The organism is Streptomyces sp. NPDC001507, from assembly GCF_042894765.1.
Classification (GTDB): domain Bacteria; phylum Actinomycetota; class Actinomycetes; order Streptomycetales; family Streptomycetaceae; genus Streptomyces.
The window spans coordinates 111,331-130,639 of sequence record NZ_JBIAVV010000013.1 but is presented as its reverse complement, the minus strand read 5'-3'; the positions used below and the strand labels follow the sequence as shown (position 1 = coordinate 130,639).

Below are 19,309 nucleotides of genomic sequence, written 5' to 3'. Positions count from 1 at the left end.
CGTCGGTCACCGGGCCGCCGCGCCGGTCACCACCCTGGACAGGGCCTGGACGCTCACCGCGTCCGGACTCAGGCGGGCGGCGCCGGTCAGCGCGCGGCCGCCGACCACCACGAACCGGGCCTTCGGCGCAGGCCGCTCCGTCAGGCGGGCGGCCACCGCCGCACGGGCCCTGTCGCCGCGGTGACGACGGTGGAACAGCCCAGCTGGACAAGCGAGTTGACGTAGGCCGCAGGCTTCACCCCGGTCGGCGTCCGATAGCTCTGCACGATCAGGTGCCCGCTGCTGGCGCGGGCCACCTGTCCGAGCGCCGCCAGGGTGCCCGTCGTGTCCGTGTCCGTGCCCGCGTCCGTCGCAGTCAGCAGACAGGCGCGGGTGGCGGTGTCGACGTGCGAGACGGGGGCCGGGGCGGACGGCGCGCCGCCGCTGCCGACGAAGTCCTGGAAGTCGCGCGGCATCGTCGTGCCGTATGTGGCCCGGGTCTCCTCCCAGGGCTGTGGCTGCACCGCCGTACGGGGCGGCGGGAGCAACCGGGTCAGACGGCTCACCATGGGGTGCACGGGGGTCCTGCCGCTAAGGCCACATCGCCATGGCGATGTCGACGGCGCTCTCCTGCATGTTGTGTCCGACGACGATGCCGTGCCGGGCGCGGGCCTCGCCGATCGCCGGGTCCTGCACCCACACGTCGAGAGTCCAGTCCTCCTCACGGTTCATGGCGTTCACCGTCTCCCGCCACGTCATGCCGGAGTCGTTCGCCTCCTCGGGCAGCCGGATGTCGAGCACGAGCAGGCCGTTCAGCCTCTCAACCGTCGCCACCACCTCCGCCCGGTCCAGGAGACCGCCATCGGGTGACTCGATCGACACCCTCGCCCGGACGGGTTCGCCGAGTTCTACGTCCAGAGTCGCCGTGATCCGGAGCGCGTTCTCATCCGCCCCGAATCCTTCGAGCGTCATGCGGGGCACCGGGGGGAGATCGTACGTGGGCCGCCCAGGCCCCGGGATCCAGGTGACCGGGCTCCGTTCCATGCGCTCCCGCTCGCGTTCTTCCATGAACTCGTCCACGTACTCCCAAGGGTCTTGGCGGGCAGCACGGAACGTGCGTACCTCCGGCACTGAAAGAAAACGGGAGTGTGGGTGGCCGAGAACGCCTGGCAGGTCGGTTGGGCGGTCCACCGGGTCTCCGAGCATGCGGACGAGGAACTCTGCCATGCCATAGGGAAATTCGTACGCTGCTCCGTCCCGGTGTCCGGCAAGGACCACCGGCCAGTCGTCCGCGTCGTTGCCAGAAACCCGCCACATCAGGTCGTAGCCGATCGGAGTGGCTCCCCACCCGATCAATGATCCCAGGGCCGGCCACGCCGGAAAATTCCGCTCCCCGTAGAAGGTCCGGAATTTGACTCCGGTCTCGGGGGTCACGCGGCGCACGGTGAGGTATCCCGGTTCGTGCCGGTTCTCCGGTGTGTCCACCGCGATGACGTTGTCGATGTCCCCTGGGCCATAGACACGCATGAAGTCGCGGTAGTCCCGTGGAAACGCCGTTCCCCATGAGGTCCGAACGTCGCTCCAGGACGGGGCGTCGACCCCGGCCGGAGGGGGCGGAAGCAGTTCTGTCAGACTTCGGACCGCGGGATGGATGCCGTTGTCCTTCTCGGGTTTCATCAGCGGACTCCAGGGGTCGACAAGGTGCTTGAGCAGGACGAGCAGGAGGTGAGTCCGATGTTCACCCAGGCATGCCGGTCCGGACTGCAGATCACATTGGGAACGATATCGGCACGGAGATCGCCGGTAGTACTCGCCGCCACCATCACGAAGGCATAAGAGACCGTGCGGTTACCCGCATACATCGGTTCGACGTGGTAGTGGACGTCGGCTCCGGCCAGAACTTCCACCCTTGTATCGTCCTCGAATTCGCATGTTCCCGGCACGGCCCGGATCTGTTTCGTCCATCTTATTGGCGTTCGTGGATCTGCCGCAGGTTGCCTCGTTTTCCAGCCTGCCCTTTCCGCCGAGTTGAGCACCGAGCAGGTGGCAGGCGTTCACCGAATACTTGGGATTTTCGACGCCGAGTTCGTCGGAATAGTCCTGCGCCCACTTGTAGCCGGGCACCTCGGAGGTCTTCGCTTTCGACCCCTTCTGCAACGGATCGGTCGGACAGGCGTCAACGCCCGTGGCCCGGTTGCCGTTCGCCGCGTCCCGGTCCCCGTACTTGATCCAGCCGGCGCTTCCGCACCCGTCCGACTCCTCGTCCGAGGCCCCTCCGGAGAAGTAGAAGTTCTCCGTCGGCCCCATCCTGATCGCCGCCAGCGAGAGCGCGATCTTCAGCTTCGTGACCGGGCCCAGGTGCTTGAGATGGGCGCTGTGCGTCACGCTCAGCGTCGCCGTGCCGATCGAGTGCGTGAGCTTCACCGCGTGGGCGCGGATCGCCGCGCGGACCGCGGGCCTGCGGGCGGCGGCGATGCGGGCCGCGCGGGCTGCCTCGGCGGCGCGTTCCGCGGCGGTGGGGCCCCGGTAGGAGAAGCGGTAGGAGGAACGGTACGACGAGCGGTACGAGGACCTGCCACCGCGCGACGAACGCGAGCCGCTCTCCTCGTCCTCGTCCTCGGAGCGCTCCGCCTCGTAACGGGCCTCCTCGCGCTTGGCGTTGGCGATGTCCTGATCGTCGTCCTCGTAGGTGATCGTCTTCGGCTGGGCCACGGCCACGCCGGTGCGTGCCACGGCGGGGTAGAAGGTGAGCGGGTAGCCGGCCACCGCGAGGGTACCCACGGCGATCAGCCGGCATTCGCCGCCGGTGCAGGCCCCGGGCAGGGAGCGGGCGGCGGGTGCGGTCAGGAACAGGAGCAGGCCGCCGAGGGCCAGGCCGGCGGCACCGACGGCGGCGGCCGGTACTCCGGCGGGGGCGAGGGAACCGGCGGTCGCGGTGGTCCCCACAGCACGGCGGCCGTGGGGATCGGGAGTGGCCCTGCGAACGGGCCGGTCCGGCGGGGACGTCGCGGTCTCCGGGCGGCGGGCGAACCCGGTGGGCGCAGTCGGCACGCGCCGCCTCTCGGCGCTCGGGGCACACCCGGCGCGCCGATCGATCTTGTCGCTCCCGTGATCACCCGCAGCCGCCCACGACACGTCGATGACATGACTAGTGTCACTTGTCGTATGGTTCGACCAAGTTTTGGCCAACGTGCGTCGATATCGTTTCCAGGCGCCCGGCCGTGGGACAGACTCACCCGCGGAGGGGGGACGAGCACGCCCGTTTCACGCCGGACGTGCCATCCCGCAGTGTCGCGTCGCCCAGGGGAAGGCGGCGGGCGGACCAGCGGAGGAATGCATGACGCAGTCGCTTCCGGGGCAGCGCCCTGCCCAGGAGCAGGCTTTCACGGGGCGCGGGCGGCCACCCGTCGTCGTGATCGGCGCCGGGCCCTACGGCCTGTCCGTGGCCGCCCACCTGCGGGCGGCGGGGGCGCCGGTGCGCGTCTTCGGTGACGTGATGGGCAGTTGGCGGCACGCCATGGCCACCGGGATGTACCTGAAATCGACGCCGGACGCGACCGATCTGTCGGCGCCGGAGCCCGGCGGCACTCTGGCGGACTTCCGGCGCGCGCACAGCGAGCCGGAACTGACCGAGCTGACACCGATCCCGTGCGACGTCTTCGTCCGGTACGGGCAGTGGTTCCAGAAGCGGTACGTCGGTGAGGTCGAGCCGGCCCGGGTGACGGCCGTCGAGCGGGCGGTGTCCGGACCCGGCTTCGTCGTCCGGCTGGACGACGGGACGGAGTTGGCGGCCTCGGCCGTCGTGGTGGCGACCGGGCTGAACGGTCTCGCCCATGTCCCGGACGAGTTGCGGCGGCTCGCGCCCGAGGGGCCGGGCCCGCAGGCGCGGGTGTCGCACACCAGCCACCACACGGACCTGTCCACGTACGCGGGACGCCGGGTGGCCGTCATCGGCGGCGGTCAGTCCGCGTTGGAGAGCGCCGCACTGCTGCACGAGGCGGGCGCCGAGGCGCAGGTCCTGGTGCGTGAGCGGACGGTGCTGTGGGGCATGACGCCGGAGCTGTCGCGGCCCTGGACGCAGCGGGTGGCCAAACCTGCCTCGCCGCTCGGCACGGGCTGGATCCTGGCCGGGGTCTGCGCATCGCCGGGTGCTGTGCGCCGGCTGCCCGCGGCGGCCCGGCTGCTGCTGTTCCGGCGGGCGCTCGGCCCGTCGGGCGGCTGGTGGCTGCGGGACCGGGTGGAAGGCGTGGTACCGGTGCGCACCTCGCGCCGGGTCACCGGCGCCGTGGTCCAGGGACCGGAGGTGCGCCTGGACGTCGCCGGCCCCGGGGGCGAGCGGGAGTCCCTCGCGGTCGACCACGTGCTGGCGGCCACCGGTTACCGGCTGGACCTGGACGCGCTGCCGTTCCTGTCGCCCGCGGTGCGGGACACCGTGGCGTGCGTGCCCGGTTCGAAGGCGCCCGCGCTGCGGGGGACGTTCGAGTCGTCCGTGCCCGGCCTGTACTTCACCGGTTCGCTCGCGGCGCCGGTGTTCGGGCCGATGATGCGCTTCGTGGCGGGCACGGAGTTCGCCGCCGTACGCATCGCCCGGCACGTCGCGGCCGCCTGAGAAACCCGCCCGCCGACCTGGCAGCCCATCGGTCGGTCCGGGCGGGCCCATCGGTCGGTCCGGGCGGCCCCGCCAGCCGGTCCGGGCGAGCGGGTCCGCCGTACCGGTGCCTGGGTTTCGTCGGCGGGAGCTCGGGGGTCGTCGGCGGGAGCCGACAGTACCGACCGCCGCATCCGGCCCAGTGCGGCCGAGGGTTCCAGGCCCTGGTCGCGCACCAGGGTGGTGCGCAGTCGCCGGTAGGCGTCCGGGGCATCGCTGCGCATGATGCAGGTCTGCAGGGTGGCGCGTGCGCTGCGCGGCGGCTGTCGTCCCCAGAGCTCCTCGGTCAGCGGGCCGACGGTCACCGCCCGGTCGGCGTGCAGCGCGAGCACGGTGAGCACCTGGCGGTTCCTGGGCAACCCCGGGTCGAAAACGGCGCGGACGGTCTGTCAAACCGCACTGCGACCGGATGGCGCGCTCTCGGCCCGGGGCCGGGAGAGGGCCATCCGGGGCCGGGCCCGGCCGGAGCCGCTCGGCCGCCACGCCCCCTGTTGTCCCGGACATAAGAGGAGTTGGACGATCCGATTCCCCCTGGGCCTGCGGCAATGCGATGCGAAGAACCTCGGCGGACAGCACGATAGGCAGGTTTGCCGGTGTCCGCGGGCCGGCCGGGTCCGACAGCCGCTTCCGCGCCGGTCCGCCGTCAAGGTACCGGCCCCGGTTGACCTTGGTACGCAGCAAACCAGACAGACGGTTTGGTCCGGGCCTGGTCAGACCTCGGTGGGCACGGGCGATTCCAGTCGGCGGCGCTCGGCTTCCTCGACCACCCGGGCCCCCCGGTCCGGCGCGGTGTCCAGCCGGATCAGGGCCGCGGGAGTGGCTATGGCCGGCAGTACGTGGTTGTAGAGGACGGAGATCCGGTCGTTGAGATCGGTCCAGTCGGAGACCACCTCCGACATGAACTGGGTCCCGATCCAGGCCCCGAGGAAGCACTCGGCGGTCTCGCGCGGTGTGACGTGCGGCAGCACCTCGCCGCGCTCCTTGGCCTCCACCAGCTTGTCCGTCACCAGTTCGGTCCAGGCGGGCCAGGCGCTGCCGAACAGGGAGCGCCCCTGGATGTCGGCGGAGAGCCTTATACCGGCGAGGAGAATGACCTCTTTGGGGATGCGGTGGGCCAGCGTCATGCCGATGTCCACCCACTCCTGGAGCTTCAGCTCGCGCGGCACCCAGTAGTCGTCGCTGATCTGGGCGTTGATCACACCCCGCGCGAGGGCTTCCTTGGAGTCGAAGTGGAAGTAGAGGGCGCCCTTGGTGACTCCGGCCCGTTCGAGGATCTCGGCGATCGTCGCCGCCGTGTACCCGCGTTCGGCGAAGACCGCGGCGGCGGCCTCGACAACAGCGCGGCGGGTCCGAATCGCACGCTCCTGACGCGCCATGGGGACCCCTCCTCGGTCAAAACAAAACCGGACGTGACGTACCTTACCCCAATCGGGGACGGGCACTTCGGCCGCACGGGGCGGGCTCCCGGTCGGTCCCGCCGCCGTCCCACCCCGATCGCGCGCCGGAGCCGGGGCGTCGGCGCGGGAGACCCTTCCGGGCAGTTCACCAGGCGGTGCGCCCCGCCGTCCACGGTAGACGGGGCACTCGTGACGAAGCTCGCCCGGTCGCCCCACGGCCGGGCTGCGGCCTCCCCGGTCTCCTCCGGACCGGCGGCACGGGACAGCGGAGTGTACTCGACGGCGGCCACGGAGAGAGCGGTCGTACGGTTCGACGGTGAACCCGGCAGGCCGCCGGGTCACCCGCCCCGCGTCGGAGAGGGATCGGCGAGGGAGTCCACGTCCTGCCAGACGGTGCCGAGGCCGGCCTCGCGGTCGAGGGTGCGCAGGCGTTCCTCGTCGATCTCGGCGAGGCGGCCGACCAGGTGGCGGACGCCGAGATCGCGCATCAGCTCGCGCTGGAAGCCGTGTTCGAAGGTGCTGGGGCGGCCCACGAAGGGCACGCCCAGTTCCTTGGCGTGGCCGGCGAAGCGGGCGACGTCGTCGATGAAGAGGACCTGGTGGTAGCCGAGGCCGAAGCGGTCCCGGACGATCTCCCGGATGCCGGGGCGGAAGTCGTCGGTGCAGATGTAGTGGGGCGCGGTGAACAGGTGCTCCCAGGTGCCCAGATGACGGCGGAAGTGGGTCTCGTCGAGGCCGCCGTAGCAGATGACGTCCAGGCCCAGGCCGCGCAGCCGGTGCAGGAGCTCCTCGGCACCGTCGAGGGTGTGGACGGGGTGGTCGCGCAGGTGGTGCTCGCGTTCGGCGAAGTAGTCGGCGATGGCCTCCTGCTCGCTCACCCCGGCACCGGTCTCCTCCAGCAGCACCTTCGCGGCCGCGAGCCGGGACTGCGAGAAGAGCCGCTGCTCCAGCTCCCGGGTGTACACCCCGCCGTACTTGAGGACGAGCCGGTGCAGGACGGGGCTGAAGCTGTCGTTGAGCAGGACGCCGTCGATGTTGACGGCGGCGAGGCGCAGGGTGCGCAGTGGTTCCATCGGGGTCTCTCCCTCTCGCGGGCCGTTCGACCATCATGCAGGGGCCGTCCGGCGGGGGGTGAGGATCAGGGGTCACGGCGGCCGGGCCAACGCCCTGGAATCTGGCCAAAAGAAACCGTCGGCCGGGTTTTTTCGAGAGCGGTGCGCGCTTCCCCGTCATCGCCAACGAGCCGCCGACATCCGCCAGTCAGTCCGCTTTTCGCCGTGCCGATCGGCATGGTTGAGGGCAAAAATACTTGGCCAAACCACCACTGAGCGGAGTCATGCATGGATCGAGTCGAACCACACTTGGTGAATCCTTTACCTAGTGGCCGACCCGAGAAAACCGGTAGGTCCGTATCTTATAGGCGTCGAACAGGGATTCAAGCCAACGAAGAGCACTCCGACGGGGGGTCATCCGTGAGTCTTTCCGCCGGCGAGATCGGCGTCGGTCTGCCCGAACTGCCCCGGCTGACCACCACGGTCCCCAAGGAGTACGTCCACCGCGCCTCCCTCGCCGAGGTGTTCCTCACCGGCTGTACCGCCCAGGACGACGGGCGGCGGTTCTCCCTCACCGGACAGTGGCCCCGCGCCCACACGTTCTTCAACAGCGCCGACGGTTCGAACCATGACCCGCTCCAGGCCGCAGAGACGTTTCGGCAGGCCGGCATGTTCGTGACGCACGCGGAACACGGTGTGCCGCTCGGCCACCACTTCGTGCTGTGGTCGCTCAGTTGCCACACCGATCTCGAGCGGCTGCGGATAGCCTCCCGCCCCACCGACTTCCGGCTCGACGTGACCTGCCCGGACCCCGCACCGCGCGGCCGGGCCTCCGCGCGCCGGATGGGCATCGGGTTCACCCTGCGCCGGGACGGCGTCCGCGTCGCCCACGGGGAGGGGCGGTACTCCGTCGTCACGCCGCCCGTGTACGCCCGGCTGCGCGCCAACCGGCCCGCGAGACAGCCGGCTTCGGCCGGCCCCGCCGTCGCGGCCGATCCGATGCCACCGGCGTCCGTGGGCCGCACCTCCCCCGCCGACGTGGTGCTGACGGCCACGGACGTGCCGGACCGCTGGCTGCTCACCCCGGACCTGGACCACCCGATCCTGTTCGACCACGGCGGCGACCACCTGCCCGGCATGGTCCTGATGGAGGGCGCCCGGCAGGCTGCCTGCGCCCGGCTGGCGCCGCGTGCGCTGATCCCGGCGAGCACGTCCTCGTCGTTCAACCGCTACGTCGAACTCGACAGCCCCTGCTGGATCGACGTCACGGGGATGACGGCCAGGGACGACGGCACGGCGACCGTCGACGTCGTCGGTGTGCAGGACGGCGAGGTGGTCTTCACGTCCACGGTGAGCGGGCCGGTCGTCCTGGCCTGATACGGGGCATCGCCGTGACACACGTCCGCCGCCGGGCCCCTGCGCAGGGGCCCGGCGGCGGACGTGTCACTGGTCAGCGACGGTGGCTGAAGGCGTGCCGGTCCTCCACGGCCGGGCGGGCGACGCCGTGCCGCTCCTCCATCGGACGGTGGGCGACGCCGTGCCGCTCCTCCATCGGACGGTGGGCAGCACCCTGCCGCTCCTCCATCGGACGGTGGGCGACGCCGTGCCGCTCCTCCACCGGACGGTGGGCGACCGCGTGCCGCCCGTCCGCGGCACGGTGGTGGTGCAGGCCCCAGGACGCGGAGTCGACGTAACGCCCGCGGTCGTTGCGCAGGGTGGCGGTGTCGGCGTCACGGTTCCACACGGAGGAGCGGCGGTCCTGGTACAGGTCCGTCCGGGAGTCCCGGCCCACCCCGGTGTGGACGCGGACCGTGGCACCGCCCGCCAGCCGGTAGTGGCGGAAGGTGTAGGTGTTGCCCGCGGCGTCCGACAGCGACCAGCCGCTGAGGTCGGCGTCCCGGCGCGAGGTGTTCGTGACGTCCACCCACTCCCGGTTCAGCGCGCGGCCGGAGAAGACCGCGCGGCCCTGCAGGTCGTGCTGTACGGCACTGATGACGACCGCGTCGCGGTGCGGCATCGCGGGCCGGTCGGTGGCCGCCGCGGCCGGCAGGGCCGTGACGCCCACCAGGGCGGCCGCGACGGCGGCGGCGGAACCGAGACGGCGGGCGGTCACGGAGACGGAAACGGACACGTGGTCCCCTTTCGCGGGGTTCGAGCACACCCCGGCCGCGTGCGGCACGAAGTCGCAGGCCGCGAGGGGTGTGTGGAGCGGGACGGCGACCGGTCGGCCGCGCAGCCACACCTTGCGCCCCGGCCGGGCGCGGACCGGGCGCCACACGGCGCCTATTACGGATCCTTCGCTTTCCTATGACTCTCGGATGTAACGTCCATTTATTAGTTGAATGGGTGGATTTGACGCCCCTTCACCCTCTTCCGCCCCGCGGGCAACGGCCTCGGCCACCCACGGACCGGCCGGTGCACAGGTCCGGGTCACCCGAAAGTGAGTAACAGTCAGCGCCCGGTCGGCCGCACCACGAGAAGCCGATCTTCCGCGCGTCACGAGGAATTTCCAAACTGGTTAGTAACAAGGGGGGTTCGGGAGAAAGCGTTTACCGCTACGTTTTGCCGTGCCTCATTGGCATGCCCACAACCCTCAGCGCACACCCTCCCCGTAGGAGACACCCCCATGCGCAGACTCGTTGCCTGTCTGGCGGCCGCGGTCGCCGCTCTCGGCGGGCTCACGGCGACGGCCACCCCTGCCGCGGCCGCCGGCTCGGGCACGTTCAGCGTGCTCACGTACAACGTCGCCGGACTTCCGGAAGGCCTGTCGAGCGCACCCACCCCGCGCGACACCAGCACCACGGAGATCGGCAAGCGCATCGCGCCGTACGACATCGTCAACGTCCAGGAGGACTTCAACTACCACGCGTACCTGTACGCCACCGACACGCACCCCTACCGCACCGCCACCAGCGGCGGCGCGGGCATCGGCAGCGGCCTCAACACCGTCTCCGACTACGACTGGGACGAGGACGACTTCCAGCGCGTCGGCTGGAACTCCTGCCAGATCGACTCCGGCGACTGCCTCACGCCGAAGGGCTTCACCTTCATGCGCGAGCGGCTCGCCGAGGGCGTCTACGTCGACTTCTACAACCTGCACACCAACGCGGGCACGAACGACGGCGACGAGGCCTCCCGGGCGGACAACCTCAGCCAGCTCACGTCCTTCATCAGCACCCACTCGGCCGGCAACGCCGTCGTGGTGATGGGTGACACCAACACCCGCTACACCCGCTCCGCCGACACCATCGCGGAGTTCGCCTCGAACAACGGGCTCACCGACGCCTGGGTGCAGCTGATCCGCGGCGGCAGCGCGCCGGCCAAGGGCAGCGACGCGCTGGTCTGCGACCAGTCCGGGGCGACCGTGCCCAACACCTGCGAGGTCGTCGACAAGGTCCTGTACCGCAGCAGCAAGCTGGTGAACCTGAACGCGACCTCGTACAACAACGAGCACGCCAAGTTCCTGACGAGCGACGGCCTGATGCTCTCCGACCACGACCCGATCACGGTCGGCTTCTCCTGGTCCGAGAACGCGAACTTCCAGCTGAGCGACCAGTTCGGCGGTCCGCACGGCGACTACTACCAGGACATCGACAAGGTCGCCGCCGGCGCCCGCGCCACCAGCATCTCGCTGCGCTCCGGCTCCCGGGTGGACCAGGTCGGCATCGCCCTCGCCGACGGCACGACGCTGACCCACGGCGGCACCGGCGGCACGGCGTCCTCACTGACGCTGGGCGGCAGCGAGTACGTGACGACGGCGTACCTGTGCGAGGGCAAGTACAACAACACCACCCGCATCTTCTACGCGAGGTTCACCACCAGCCTGGGCCGCACCCTCGCCGGTGGTACGACGACCTCGGACTGCGTGACCCGCACCGCCCCGTCGGGCTGGCAGATCGCCGGCTTCCACGGCCGCTCCGGCGACGAGCTGGACAAGGTCGGCTTCATCTACACGAAGCGCTGACCGCGCCCGGCCGGCCGGCGAGCCGTTCATGACGTCAGCTCAGGACACCCGCCGGCCGACCGGGGCGCCGCGGCACATCGGCGATGATGGGCGGATGGCCGCCATGGACCTCCGCATCGACGCCACCGACCTGCCCGGCCGCTCCTGCCCGGCACCCGATGACAGCGGTTTCTCCCTGTACGGCGACATCCACGTCGCCGTACAGCGCCGCAACCGCCCCGCCGAGCTGCTCGGCCCGCAGCCCGGCGACGCCGTCGCGGCCACCTGGACCCTGCCGTGCGACACGGCGGTCTCGGTCACCGGTGTCGACATCACGGGGCCCTACGTCCAGGGCGGTCCCGGCGGCCGGTTCGTCTACCTGTCCTGGGGGACCGTGGACGCCGGGGGCGCCTTCACGATGTTCCGCCGCGCCAAGCTGATGCTCGGTGCCGTCCCCGGCGCGGTGGCAGAAGCGGCGGCGCGGGACGGGCTGCTGGTCGGCCGGCTCGGGCTGACCGACGGCCGGGGCATGCCGCTGTGCGCACGGGTCGTACCGCCGGCCGTCGAGTGGAGCGCCGGGAAGGGTCCTCAGCCCAGTGCCTCGCGGTAGTCGGCGAGCGCGGTCTCGGTGTCCGTGAGCGGGAAGCGGGCGCCGAGGTACCCGTCGGGGCGGATGACGAAGCCGGTGGGGCCGTCCGGGCGGTAGAGCCGGGCGAACTCTCCGGCTGAGACGTCGGGGTCGGCGGCCGTTCCGTGCACGGTGCGGCCGACGACCTCCTCGCCGACTGGGCGGCGGGCGGCGTCGTAGCTGGTGAGCAGGGCGGGTCCGGCCTCGCCGCGCAGGACGAGGGCGAGTTTCCAGGCGAGGTTGCAGGCGTCCTGGATACCGGTGTTCATGTCCTGGGCGCGGATCGGCGGATGGATGTGAGCGGCGTCCCCCGCGACGAAGACGCGCTCCCCGGGACGGGCGGGCGGCGAGCCGGGAGGCCGTCGCCGGTGCGCGGCGCGGCCGGGTGGCTACGCGTGGCCGCCGTAGGTGCGCAGCTTGCGGTAGAGCGTGGCGCGGCCGATGCCCAGGGCGGCCGCGGTGCGGGCCTTGTTGCCGCCGTGCCGGCGCAGGGCTTCCAGGATCGCGGTGCGCTCCGCGTGTTCCATGGGGCTCAGCGTGCGGCCGGCCGGGCCCTCGCGTACGGGGTCGGGCAGTTCGGCGCGCCTGACCGGTCCCACCGGCCGTCTCCGGTGCGCCAACGACCGTACGACGTGGGCGAGTTCGGTGATGTTGCCGGGCCACGGGTACCTCTCCAGGGCGCGGCGGGCGTCGAGTGTCCAGGTGAGCGGGGGCTGTCCGGGTTCCGGCGCCGGGGCCACCGCGGTGAGCAGCTCCCTTATGTCCTCCGGACGTTCGCGGAGGGCGGGCAGGGTGACCGAGCGGGCGGCCAGGGTGTCGAGGAGCCGCTGGAGGCACGGGCCGGGGGGCGCTCCCGGGGTGTAGGTGACCAGCAGGGGTGTACCAGGCCGGGTTTCGAGCAGGGCGACGACCGCCGCCACGTCGGACTGCGCGAGGCGTTCGGCGTGGCGCAGCACGAGACCGCCGTGGGGGACTGCGGGCAGCGTCTCGTGCAGGTCGCCCTCGGCCGCGTCGAAGACGAGTGGCTCGGGTGCGCCGAGCAACTCGCGGGCCAAGGCGGTCTTTCCGGTGCCGCGTTCACCGACGAGCAGTAACGGGCCGTGCGCGGCGGCCAGTTCGGCGGCGCGTTCGGTGGCGTGCCGCCACGGCACCGAGTGCCCGGCCAGCGCGCCGGCCGGGCGTCCCGCCGGAGCGGCGGGGGCGCGGCCGGGCACCGGTTCGAGTACGGCGACGGCGCCGGCGGTCTCGCCCAGGTGGCGGACGATCTCGACCGCGGCGCCGTCCGGGAGCCGGGTGCCGGGCGCGTCCCTGCGCAGCACCTCGTGCACGGCGCGTTCCAGTTCCTCGATGTCCCGCGCCGACAGCAGCCGGGCCGCCGCCTCGCTCACCAGCCGGCTGTGGCCCGCGAACGCCACCACCGGCCGCTCCTGCCGCGCGCACGCCGCGAGGTAGGCATCCAGCACGGCGCGCTCCGGCGGACGGAGGTGCGCCCGCAGTTCCGCCTCCACCACCGCGGCCGTCGCCTCGGCCAGGGCCGCCTGCGGATGCGGTGCGCGGCCGCCGAGGGCCGAGGCGACGGTGACCGTGCCGACCGGCCTGGCGTCGCCGGGGGCCCGCAGCGGCACGCTCACCGCGGAGACCTCCTGCCACACGTCCAGGATGTGCTCGGGTCCGTGCAGCTCGGCGCGGTGGCCGGTGCGCAGGGCCAGGGCCGCGCTGTTGGGGCCGACGCTCTCCTCGGAGAAGTCGCGGCAGAGGGTGTCCCGCGGGGCGTGCCCGGCGGACCACAGCACCCGGAGCCGGGCATCGGTGAGGAGGAGGGTGGCGCGTTCGTGGTCGAGTACCGGGGTGAGCCGCTCCAGCACCGGGCGGGCCACCGCCAGCAGTTCGGGTTCGGGCGACTGCGGGGCGCGGCCCGCGGCGGGGGTCGCGGTGTCGGGTCGTACACCGTGGAAACGGGCGCGCCGCCAGGCGGCCGCCACCTCGTCCGGCACGTCCGCCGGCGGCGGATGCCCGGCGAGGAAGCGGGCGCGGGCCCGGCGCAGCCGGCCGAGCGCGGGGCGGGCCGTGGGGGGATGCTCTGCGGTGGTCATGGCGCCCCTCACCGTACCGGGAACAGTTGAAGGGGCAACGACCGGTGTGCCCGACCGGGATCCGCCGCACACCGGGTGTCTCGGATTGAGACACCCATGGCCGCCCCCGTCGGTTCATGATCTTGAACGGCCGGCTTCCGTCCCTTCCCCTCCGGAGTTCCCCGTGCACACCGACGTCGTGACGGACGTCCTGACCGTCGCCGACGGCCCTGCCGGTGCCTCGGCCGCCCTGGTCTCCCCCCACTTACTCCCCCCCACGCACGCAACACGAAAGGTGAACAGCATGGCCCTCGGACTGCTCAGGCGCCGGTGGTCCAAGGACGCCCCGGACCGTCCGGCGGAACTCACCCTGCCCCTCCCGCCCGGTGCGGGCGGGGTCGCCCGGACCGTCCTGGACCCCGTCGACCAGCCGCTCGGCGGCGCCGACGTCACGGTCACCGCGCTGGACACCCACCAGGTGGCGGCCCGGGGCACCACCGATCCCTTCGGCTTCTTCGTGGCGGCACTGCCGCCCGGGCGCTACAGCCTGCTGATCGTCGCCGAGGGTCTGGACCCGCACCGGGAGACCGTCGAGATCGTCGCCGGCAGCTGCCCGGAACCCGCCCGTATCCGGCTGCAGCCGGCCCGGCAGCTGCCGCTGCCGCCGACCGGCGGCTGGGTCTTCGATCCACCGCACACCGCGATCCGCTTCATCGCCAAGCATGTCGGCATGGCACATGTCCACGGCCGGTTCGAGCGTTTCGACGGTTCGGTCAGCGTCGCCCCGGACATGAGCCGCTCGACGGTCCGGGTGCGCATCGACGCGTCGAGCATCAACACCGGGAACACGACCCGCGACAACCACCTGCGCTCCGGGGACTTCCTGGACGTCGAGCGGTATCCGTACATCGACTTCACCAGTACGCGCTTCGCCTACCGGGGCGGCAGCAAGTGGACGCTCCTCGGCACCCTGACGATGCACGGCGTCAGCCGTTCGGTCTCGCTCGACACCACCTACCTGGGCACGGTCAACGGCGGCTACGGCGAGGAACTGCGCTGTGCCGCGCTCGCCACGGCCGAGCTGCACCGGGAGGACTACACCCTCGACTGGCGGTCGATGCTGGCCCGGGGCATCGCGGTGGTGGGGCCGACGGTGCAGCTGGAACTGGACGTGCAGGCGATGTACCGCTCACCGGACACGCCGACGCCGCCGGAGTGACGGGGCGGATCCGCCAGGCCGGGGACCCCGTCGCCGGGTTCGCCCGGGCCCCGGGCGACGCCCGAGGGCTCCCGCGATCGCTGACGTGCCGGACCCGGCATAGCGTGGAGGTGCACCGATCGGCCGAAGAGCCCACGGAGTGATCGCGATGCCCGAGAGCCGCACCGAGCGGAACAAGGCCGTCGTCCTGGAGTTCCTGACGACTGCGTTCGGTTCCAAGGACTTCGCCTCGCTGGACCGGTACGTGCACCCGGACTACGTCCAGCACAACCCCTTCATCCCGCCGGCCAAGGCGGGACTGCGTGGGTTCATCGCCGGGCTGCCCGAGGACACCCGCTACGAGCCGGGCGCGATCATCGCCGAGGGCGACCTGGTCATGGTGCACGGCCGGTACTCGGGCGGTCCCGGCAAGCCGCTCCTCGGGGTCGACATCTTCCGTTTCGAGGACGGCCTGGTGGTCGAGCACTGGGACGTCCTGCAGAGCGAGGTCGACGCCCGGGACACGGTGGCGGGGAATCCCATGTTCACCAACCCGCAGTCGAGCCCGGCCTGACCCCCCGTCGGCAGCGCCGCTTCCCGATGGGTGGGCGCCGGGATCCGCGCGCTGTGGTTGCGCACGACGGCGCCCGGCAGCCACGCGGCAAGCGCTGTCTGTCCAGTCCGCGGAACGGGTCACCACACGCAGGTCACCCGCCTGGTGGTACGTGCGTTGACCACCGATGGTTTTGATTGAGCTTTGCACCATTTCGGAGAAACCGCTTCACTCAAACACCGGTCGATCCAGATCGCCGGGTGTTAGAAATTGGCCACAGAACGTCGGGCTGCGCACAGCCCTGCACGCCATCCCTGTTGTGAAATGGGACGATCTTGCCCAAGTCAAGACCTCTGACCGGCAATTGGCGCGTCGCAAGACGCCTCCAGGCCATTCTGCTCATCCCCGTACTCGTCGCCCTCGGCCTCGGCGGCGTCCGGGTGAAGCACTCGATCGACACGCTGCGCGACGCCGACGACGCGGTGCACGTCGCGGAGTTGGTGCAGGCGGCGAACGCCTACGCCAGTGACGCGATCAACGAGCGCGACGTGTCGGTCATCCCCCTCCTGCAGGGCAGGCGGGACGCGCCCGCCGTGGTGGCCGCCCGCAAGGTCACCGACGCCGACGCCAAGGCGTTCGACGCGGCCGTGGCCCGGGCGCCGCGGACCGCGGGCCTCACCCGGCGGATCGAACTGGTACGGGCGGGCGAGAAACAGCTGGCGGCGGTGCGGGCCAACGCGTTCACGGCCAGGTCGTCCGGGGTGCAGACGGAGGAGAGCTACCACGCCGTCCAGCACCCGCTGATGGAGCTCTCGAACGAACTGGGCTTCGGCAGCAACAACCAGGCGAGCTTCGGGCGCACCCTGTACGCCATCTCCCTCACCCAGGCGGCGGAGTCGCTGGTCCGCAGTATCGGTACGCACCTGCTGGTCGAGGACCGCGACGCGCTCGCCGGGGGTGAACTGCAGAACCAGCTGGGCTCGTTCAGCTCCTACGCCTATCTGGAGCAGGTGGGCCTCCAGGAGTACGCGGGCGCCGGCACCGCCGGGGACATGGCCCGGCTGCGGGCGGCGCTGGCGGACGCGCAGCAGAAGGGGGCGCGGCAGACGGCCGAGGCCGCCCGGAAGGCCGAGGCGGCCGGGCAGGCCTTCGAGACGCCGCCGGCCCTGTCGAAGATGATCAGCGAGATCGCCGGCGGGAAGACGACCGAACAGCTGGCCGCCGAGGGGATCACGCCCGAGTCGTTCTTCGCCGCGTCCGCGCTCGCCTTCGACGCCTACCGGGGCATCGAGGTGCATCTCACCGACACCGCCCTCGCCGGTGCCCGGAGCGTCGCCTCCGACGCCAGGCGGGACGCGATCACCAACGGCTCCGTCGTGCTCGGCGCCGTACTCGCGGCCGTGCTCCTCGCCGCCTGGGTGGCCCGCTCGATGAGCCGCGGCATGCGCAGGCTCAGCGCCTCGGCGATGGAGATCGCCGAGCAGCGGCTGCCTGCGGTGATCACCCAGTTGTCGCAGGCCGTGCCCGGCCAGGTGGACACCAGGGTCGCGCCGATCCCGATCACCACCACCGACGAGATCGGCGAGGTCGCCCGCGCCTTCGACCACGTGCACCGCGAGGCGGTCCGGCTGGCCGCCGAACAGGCCCTGCTGCGCGGCAACGTCAACACCATCTTCACCAACCTCTCCCGACGCAACCAGTCGCTGATCGAGCGCCAGCTCGCCCTGATCACCGACCTGGAGGAGCGCGAGGCCGACCCCGAGCAGCTGGCGAACCTGTTCAGGCTGGACCACCTGGCCACGCGGGTGCGCCGCAACGGCGAGAACCTGCTGGTCCTGGGCGGCGAGCGCCCCACCCAGCAGTGGGACCACCCGCTCCCCCTGGTCGACGTCATCCGGGCCGCGGCCGCCGAGGTGGAGCAGTACGAGCGGATCGAGCTCGCGGGCGTCCCGGAGGCCGAGGTCCATGGCCGCGCCGTCACCGACCTGGTGCATCTGCTCGCGGAACTGCTGGAGAACGCCACCTCGTTCTCCTCGCCGCGCTCGACGGTCCGGGTCACGGCGAACCGGCTGCCGGACACCCGGATCATGGTCGAGATCCACGACCAGGGCATCGGCCTGCGGCCCGAGGACTTCGCGCTGATCAACCACAAGCTGGCGAACCCGCCCACCGCCGACGCCGGCGTCTACCAGCACATGGGCCTGTTCGTGGTGGGCAGGCTCGCCGACCGGCACGGCATCCGGGTCCAGCTGCGGCCGGCCGCCGAAGAGTCCGGCACGACCTCCCTCGTCATGCTCCCGGGCACGGTCACCTGGCGCAGCGGCGAGTCCGACGCCGACACGCTGGCGCTCGCGGCCGTCAGGGCACAGGCGACGCCCGGTCTCGCCGCGCTGCTCGCGGACGGCCCGGCGGATCCGTTCGGCGCGCACGAGGCGTGGGACGACGGCCGGCCGGCACCCGGCCCCGCGGCGGCCTCCGGCGCGTCCACCACCACCCTGCGTGCCGCGGCCGGAGCCCCCGCCGCCACCGCGGGCACATCGGCTTCCGCCGGTCCCGAGCCCGCCGGACGCGCCGCGCCGTCCGGTCGTCCCCGGCGCCCGGCGAAGCGCGGCCGTCGCCCCGCCGAGGAGGGCTGAGCCCCCGGCACCGGGTCAGGGCGGCGGTACCGGGCGCAGGGCCCGCACCACCGCCCAGACGACGGAGATGAACGGCACGGCCACGACGGCGCCGATCACCCCCGCGACGATGCTGCCCGCGATGACGGACACGGCTACGACGAGGGGGTGCAGCCGCACCGCCCAGCTCATCACCAGCGGATGCAGCACATGTCCCTCCAGCTGGCCGATGACGACGATGAGCACGAGGACGGCGGCGGCGGTGACCGGGCCCCGCCCGGCCAGCGCCACCACCGTGGCGACGCTCAGCGCGACCGGTGAGCCGACCAGCGGGACGAACGCGGCGAAGAACTCCAGCAGGGTGAGCGGCAGCGCGAGCGGCACCCGCAGGATGAGCAGGGCGATGCCGACGAGGACGGCGTTGACGGCGGCCACGATGATGATGCCGCGGGTGTATCCGGCGAACGTCCGCCAGGCCGCGTGCCCCGCCCGGTCCCAGGCGTCGCGGGCACCGGCGGGCAGCAGTTGGCTGCTCGTCCAGGCCCACAGCCGTTCGCCGGAGTGGATGAAGAAGACGGAGGTGAAGAGCGCCAGCGCGCCGCCGGTGACCAGTTCGACGAGGGTGCCGAAGCCGCTGAGCGCCCTGCTCGCCAGGTTGGAGCGGTGGGCCTGGATGTAGTCGACGATCTGCTGCTGGAGGTGGGACAGGGCGCCCGGGCCGAGCCGGAAGGGCGGGCGCTGCAGCCAGACCTCGATGCGGTGGATGCCGCCGCGGAACTCGTCGGCCAGCGTCGACGACTCCTGCGCGACCGCGTTGCCCACCAGTGCCAGCAGGCCGAGGAACAGGCAGATGCTGCCGACCAGGCTCACCGCCACGGACAGCGGCCTGGGGAGCCACCGGGCCAGCAGGTCGGCGAGCGGGCGCAGCACCGAGGTGATGACGAGGGCCAGGAAGACGGCGACGGCGATCAGCTGGAAGCGGCCGAGGACGACGAAGACGCCGTAGACGACGATGCCGACCACGATGAGGCGCCAGGCGTAGGCGGCGGCGATCCGCACGGCGGGGACGACGACCGCCCCGGCGGGGGCGGCGCCGCGTGCGCCGCGGGCCCGTTTCGGGATCCGGATCGCGGGTGCGGTCCGGCCGTCCGGTGCCGCACCGCGGCCCCGGCGCGCACGGCCCCGCCCGGCCGCCGGCCCGCCCGCACCCGCCACCGTGCCTCC

The 19,309-nt window shown here is 72.1% G+C and carries 16 protein-coding genes and 1 pseudogene; 7 read left to right on the top strand and 10 right to left on the bottom strand.

Annotation, left to right across the window (positions count from 1 at the left end):
• Positions 1-6 precede the first annotated feature (6 nt).
• The 4 genes from ACFY0K_RS36630 to ACFY0K_RS36615 all read right to left on the bottom strand — a co-directional run bounded on the left by ACFY0K_RS36630 (position 7) and on the right by ACFY0K_RS36615 (position 3,030).
• Complete coding sequence (locus tag ACFY0K_RS36630; protein WP_390643478.1) at positions 7-156, bottom strand: hypothetical protein; 150 nt, start codon at positions 154-156, stop codon at positions 7-9.
• Positions 141-548: a hypothetical protein gene (locus ACFY0K_RS36625; protein WP_390643477.1), complete on the bottom strand. Its 408-nt coding sequence runs from the start codon at positions 546-548 to the stop codon at positions 141-143. Before ACFY0K_RS36625 ends, ACFY0K_RS36630 begins: the two co-directional genes overlap by 16 nt.
• A gap of 22 nt (positions 549-570) precedes the next feature.
• The gene (locus ACFY0K_RS36620; protein WP_390643476.1) at positions 571-1,656 is read right to left on the bottom strand and encodes a hypothetical protein; all 1,086 of its coding nucleotides are present in this window, start codon (positions 1,654-1,656) and stop codon (positions 571-573) included.
• A 171-nt stretch (positions 1,657-1,827) separates the two neighbouring features.
• Positions 1,828-3,030 (bottom strand): hypothetical protein, encoded by a 1,203-nt coding sequence (locus ACFY0K_RS36615; RefSeq protein ID WP_390643475.1) that lies wholly within the window; start codon positions 3,028-3,030, stop codon positions 1,828-1,830.
• 286 nt (positions 3,031-3,316) lie between these two features.
• Here ACFY0K_RS36615 and ACFY0K_RS36610 point away from each other — a divergent pair, with 286 nt between their 5' ends.
• On the top strand, positions 3,317-4,588 hold the full coding sequence (locus tag ACFY0K_RS36610; protein WP_390643474.1) for an FAD-dependent oxidoreductase: 1,272 nt from the start codon (positions 3,317-3,319) through the stop codon (positions 4,586-4,588).
• A gap of 749 nt (positions 4,589-5,337) precedes the next feature.
• Here ACFY0K_RS36610 and ACFY0K_RS36605 read toward each other — a convergent pair.
• Both ACFY0K_RS36605 and ACFY0K_RS36600 read right to left on the bottom strand, forming a co-directional pair.
• Positions 5,338-6,003 (bottom strand): ScbR family autoregulator-binding transcription factor, encoded by a 666-nt coding sequence (locus ACFY0K_RS36605; protein ID WP_390643473.1) that lies wholly within the window; start codon positions 6,001-6,003, stop codon positions 5,338-5,340.
• A gap of 359 nt (positions 6,004-6,362) precedes the next feature.
• Positions 6,363-7,097, bottom strand: a complete 735-nt coding sequence (locus tag ACFY0K_RS36600; protein ID WP_390643472.1) for an HAD family phosphatase — start codon at positions 7,095-7,097, stop codon at positions 6,363-6,365.
• Between the two features lie 399 nt (positions 7,098-7,496).
• On the opposite strand from ACFY0K_RS36600, the gene ACFY0K_RS36595 reads away from it, so the two are divergent.
• The gene (locus ACFY0K_RS36595) at positions 7,497-8,453 is read left to right on the top strand and encodes a ScbA/BarX family gamma-butyrolactone biosynthesis protein (RefSeq protein WP_390643471.1); all 957 of its coding nucleotides are present in this window, start codon (positions 7,497-7,499) and stop codon (positions 8,451-8,453) included.
• Between the two features lie 73 nt (positions 8,454-8,526).
• Here the strand turns inward: ACFY0K_RS36595 and ACFY0K_RS36590 are convergent, their stop codons facing one another.
• On the bottom strand, positions 8,527-9,207 hold the full coding sequence (locus tag ACFY0K_RS36590) for a lamin tail domain-containing protein (protein ID WP_390643470.1): 681 nt from the start codon (positions 9,205-9,207) through the stop codon (positions 8,527-8,529).
• 495 nt (positions 9,208-9,702) lie between these two features.
• On the opposite strand from ACFY0K_RS36590, the gene ACFY0K_RS36585 reads away from it, so the two are divergent.
• Together ACFY0K_RS36585 and ACFY0K_RS36580 are read left to right on the top strand one after the other, a co-directional pair.
• The gene (locus ACFY0K_RS36585) at positions 9,703-11,040 is read left to right on the top strand and encodes a jacalin-like lectin (RefSeq protein WP_390643469.1); all 1,338 of its coding nucleotides are present in this window, start codon (positions 9,703-9,705) and stop codon (positions 11,038-11,040) included.
• 103 nt (positions 11,041-11,143) lie between these two features.
• Positions 11,144-11,629, top strand: a complete 486-nt coding sequence (locus ACFY0K_RS36580) for a DUF5990 family protein (RefSeq protein WP_390643682.1) — start codon at positions 11,144-11,146, stop codon at positions 11,627-11,629.
• On the opposite strand, the pseudogene ACFY0K_RS36575 reads toward ACFY0K_RS36580, so the two are convergent.
• Both ACFY0K_RS36575 and ACFY0K_RS36570 read right to left on the bottom strand, forming a co-directional pair.
• Positions 11,608-11,985, bottom strand: a pseudogene (locus tag ACFY0K_RS36575) (FAD-dependent monooxygenase); the annotation flags it as partial. The gene ACFY0K_RS36580 and the pseudogene ACFY0K_RS36575 overlap by 22 nt on opposite strands.
• Positions 11,986-12,036: 51 nt before the next feature.
• The gene (locus tag ACFY0K_RS36570; protein WP_390643468.1) at positions 12,037-13,740 is read right to left on the bottom strand and encodes a helix-turn-helix domain-containing protein; all 1,704 of its coding nucleotides are present in this window, start codon (positions 13,738-13,740) and stop codon (positions 12,037-12,039) included.
• A 283-nt stretch (positions 13,741-14,023) separates the two neighbouring features.
• On the opposite strand from ACFY0K_RS36570, the gene ACFY0K_RS36565 reads away from it, so the two are divergent.
• From ACFY0K_RS36565 to ACFY0K_RS36555, 3 genes are all read left to right on the top strand, one after another.
• A complete protein-coding gene (locus tag ACFY0K_RS36565; protein ID WP_390643467.1) occupies positions 14,024-14,938 on the top strand; it encodes a YceI family protein in 915 nt (304 codons plus the stop codon).
• Positions 14,939-15,086: 148 nt separating this feature from the next.
• Positions 15,087-15,491: a nuclear transport factor 2 family protein gene (locus tag ACFY0K_RS36560; RefSeq protein WP_390643466.1), complete on the top strand. Its 405-nt coding sequence runs from the start codon at positions 15,087-15,089 to the stop codon at positions 15,489-15,491.
• A gap of 314 nt (positions 15,492-15,805) precedes the next feature.
• On the top strand, positions 15,806-18,106 hold the full coding sequence (locus ACFY0K_RS36555; RefSeq protein WP_390643465.1) for a nitrate- and nitrite sensing domain-containing protein: 2,301 nt from the start codon (positions 15,806-15,808) through the stop codon (positions 18,104-18,106).
• 15 nt (positions 18,107-18,121) lie between these two features.
• Here ACFY0K_RS36555 and ACFY0K_RS36550 read toward each other — a convergent pair whose 3' ends face one another.
• On the bottom strand, positions 18,122-19,300 hold the full coding sequence (locus ACFY0K_RS36550) for an AI-2E family transporter (RefSeq protein ID WP_390643464.1): 1,179 nt from the start codon (positions 19,298-19,300) through the stop codon (positions 18,122-18,124).
• Positions 19,301-19,309: the final 9 nt, after the last annotated feature.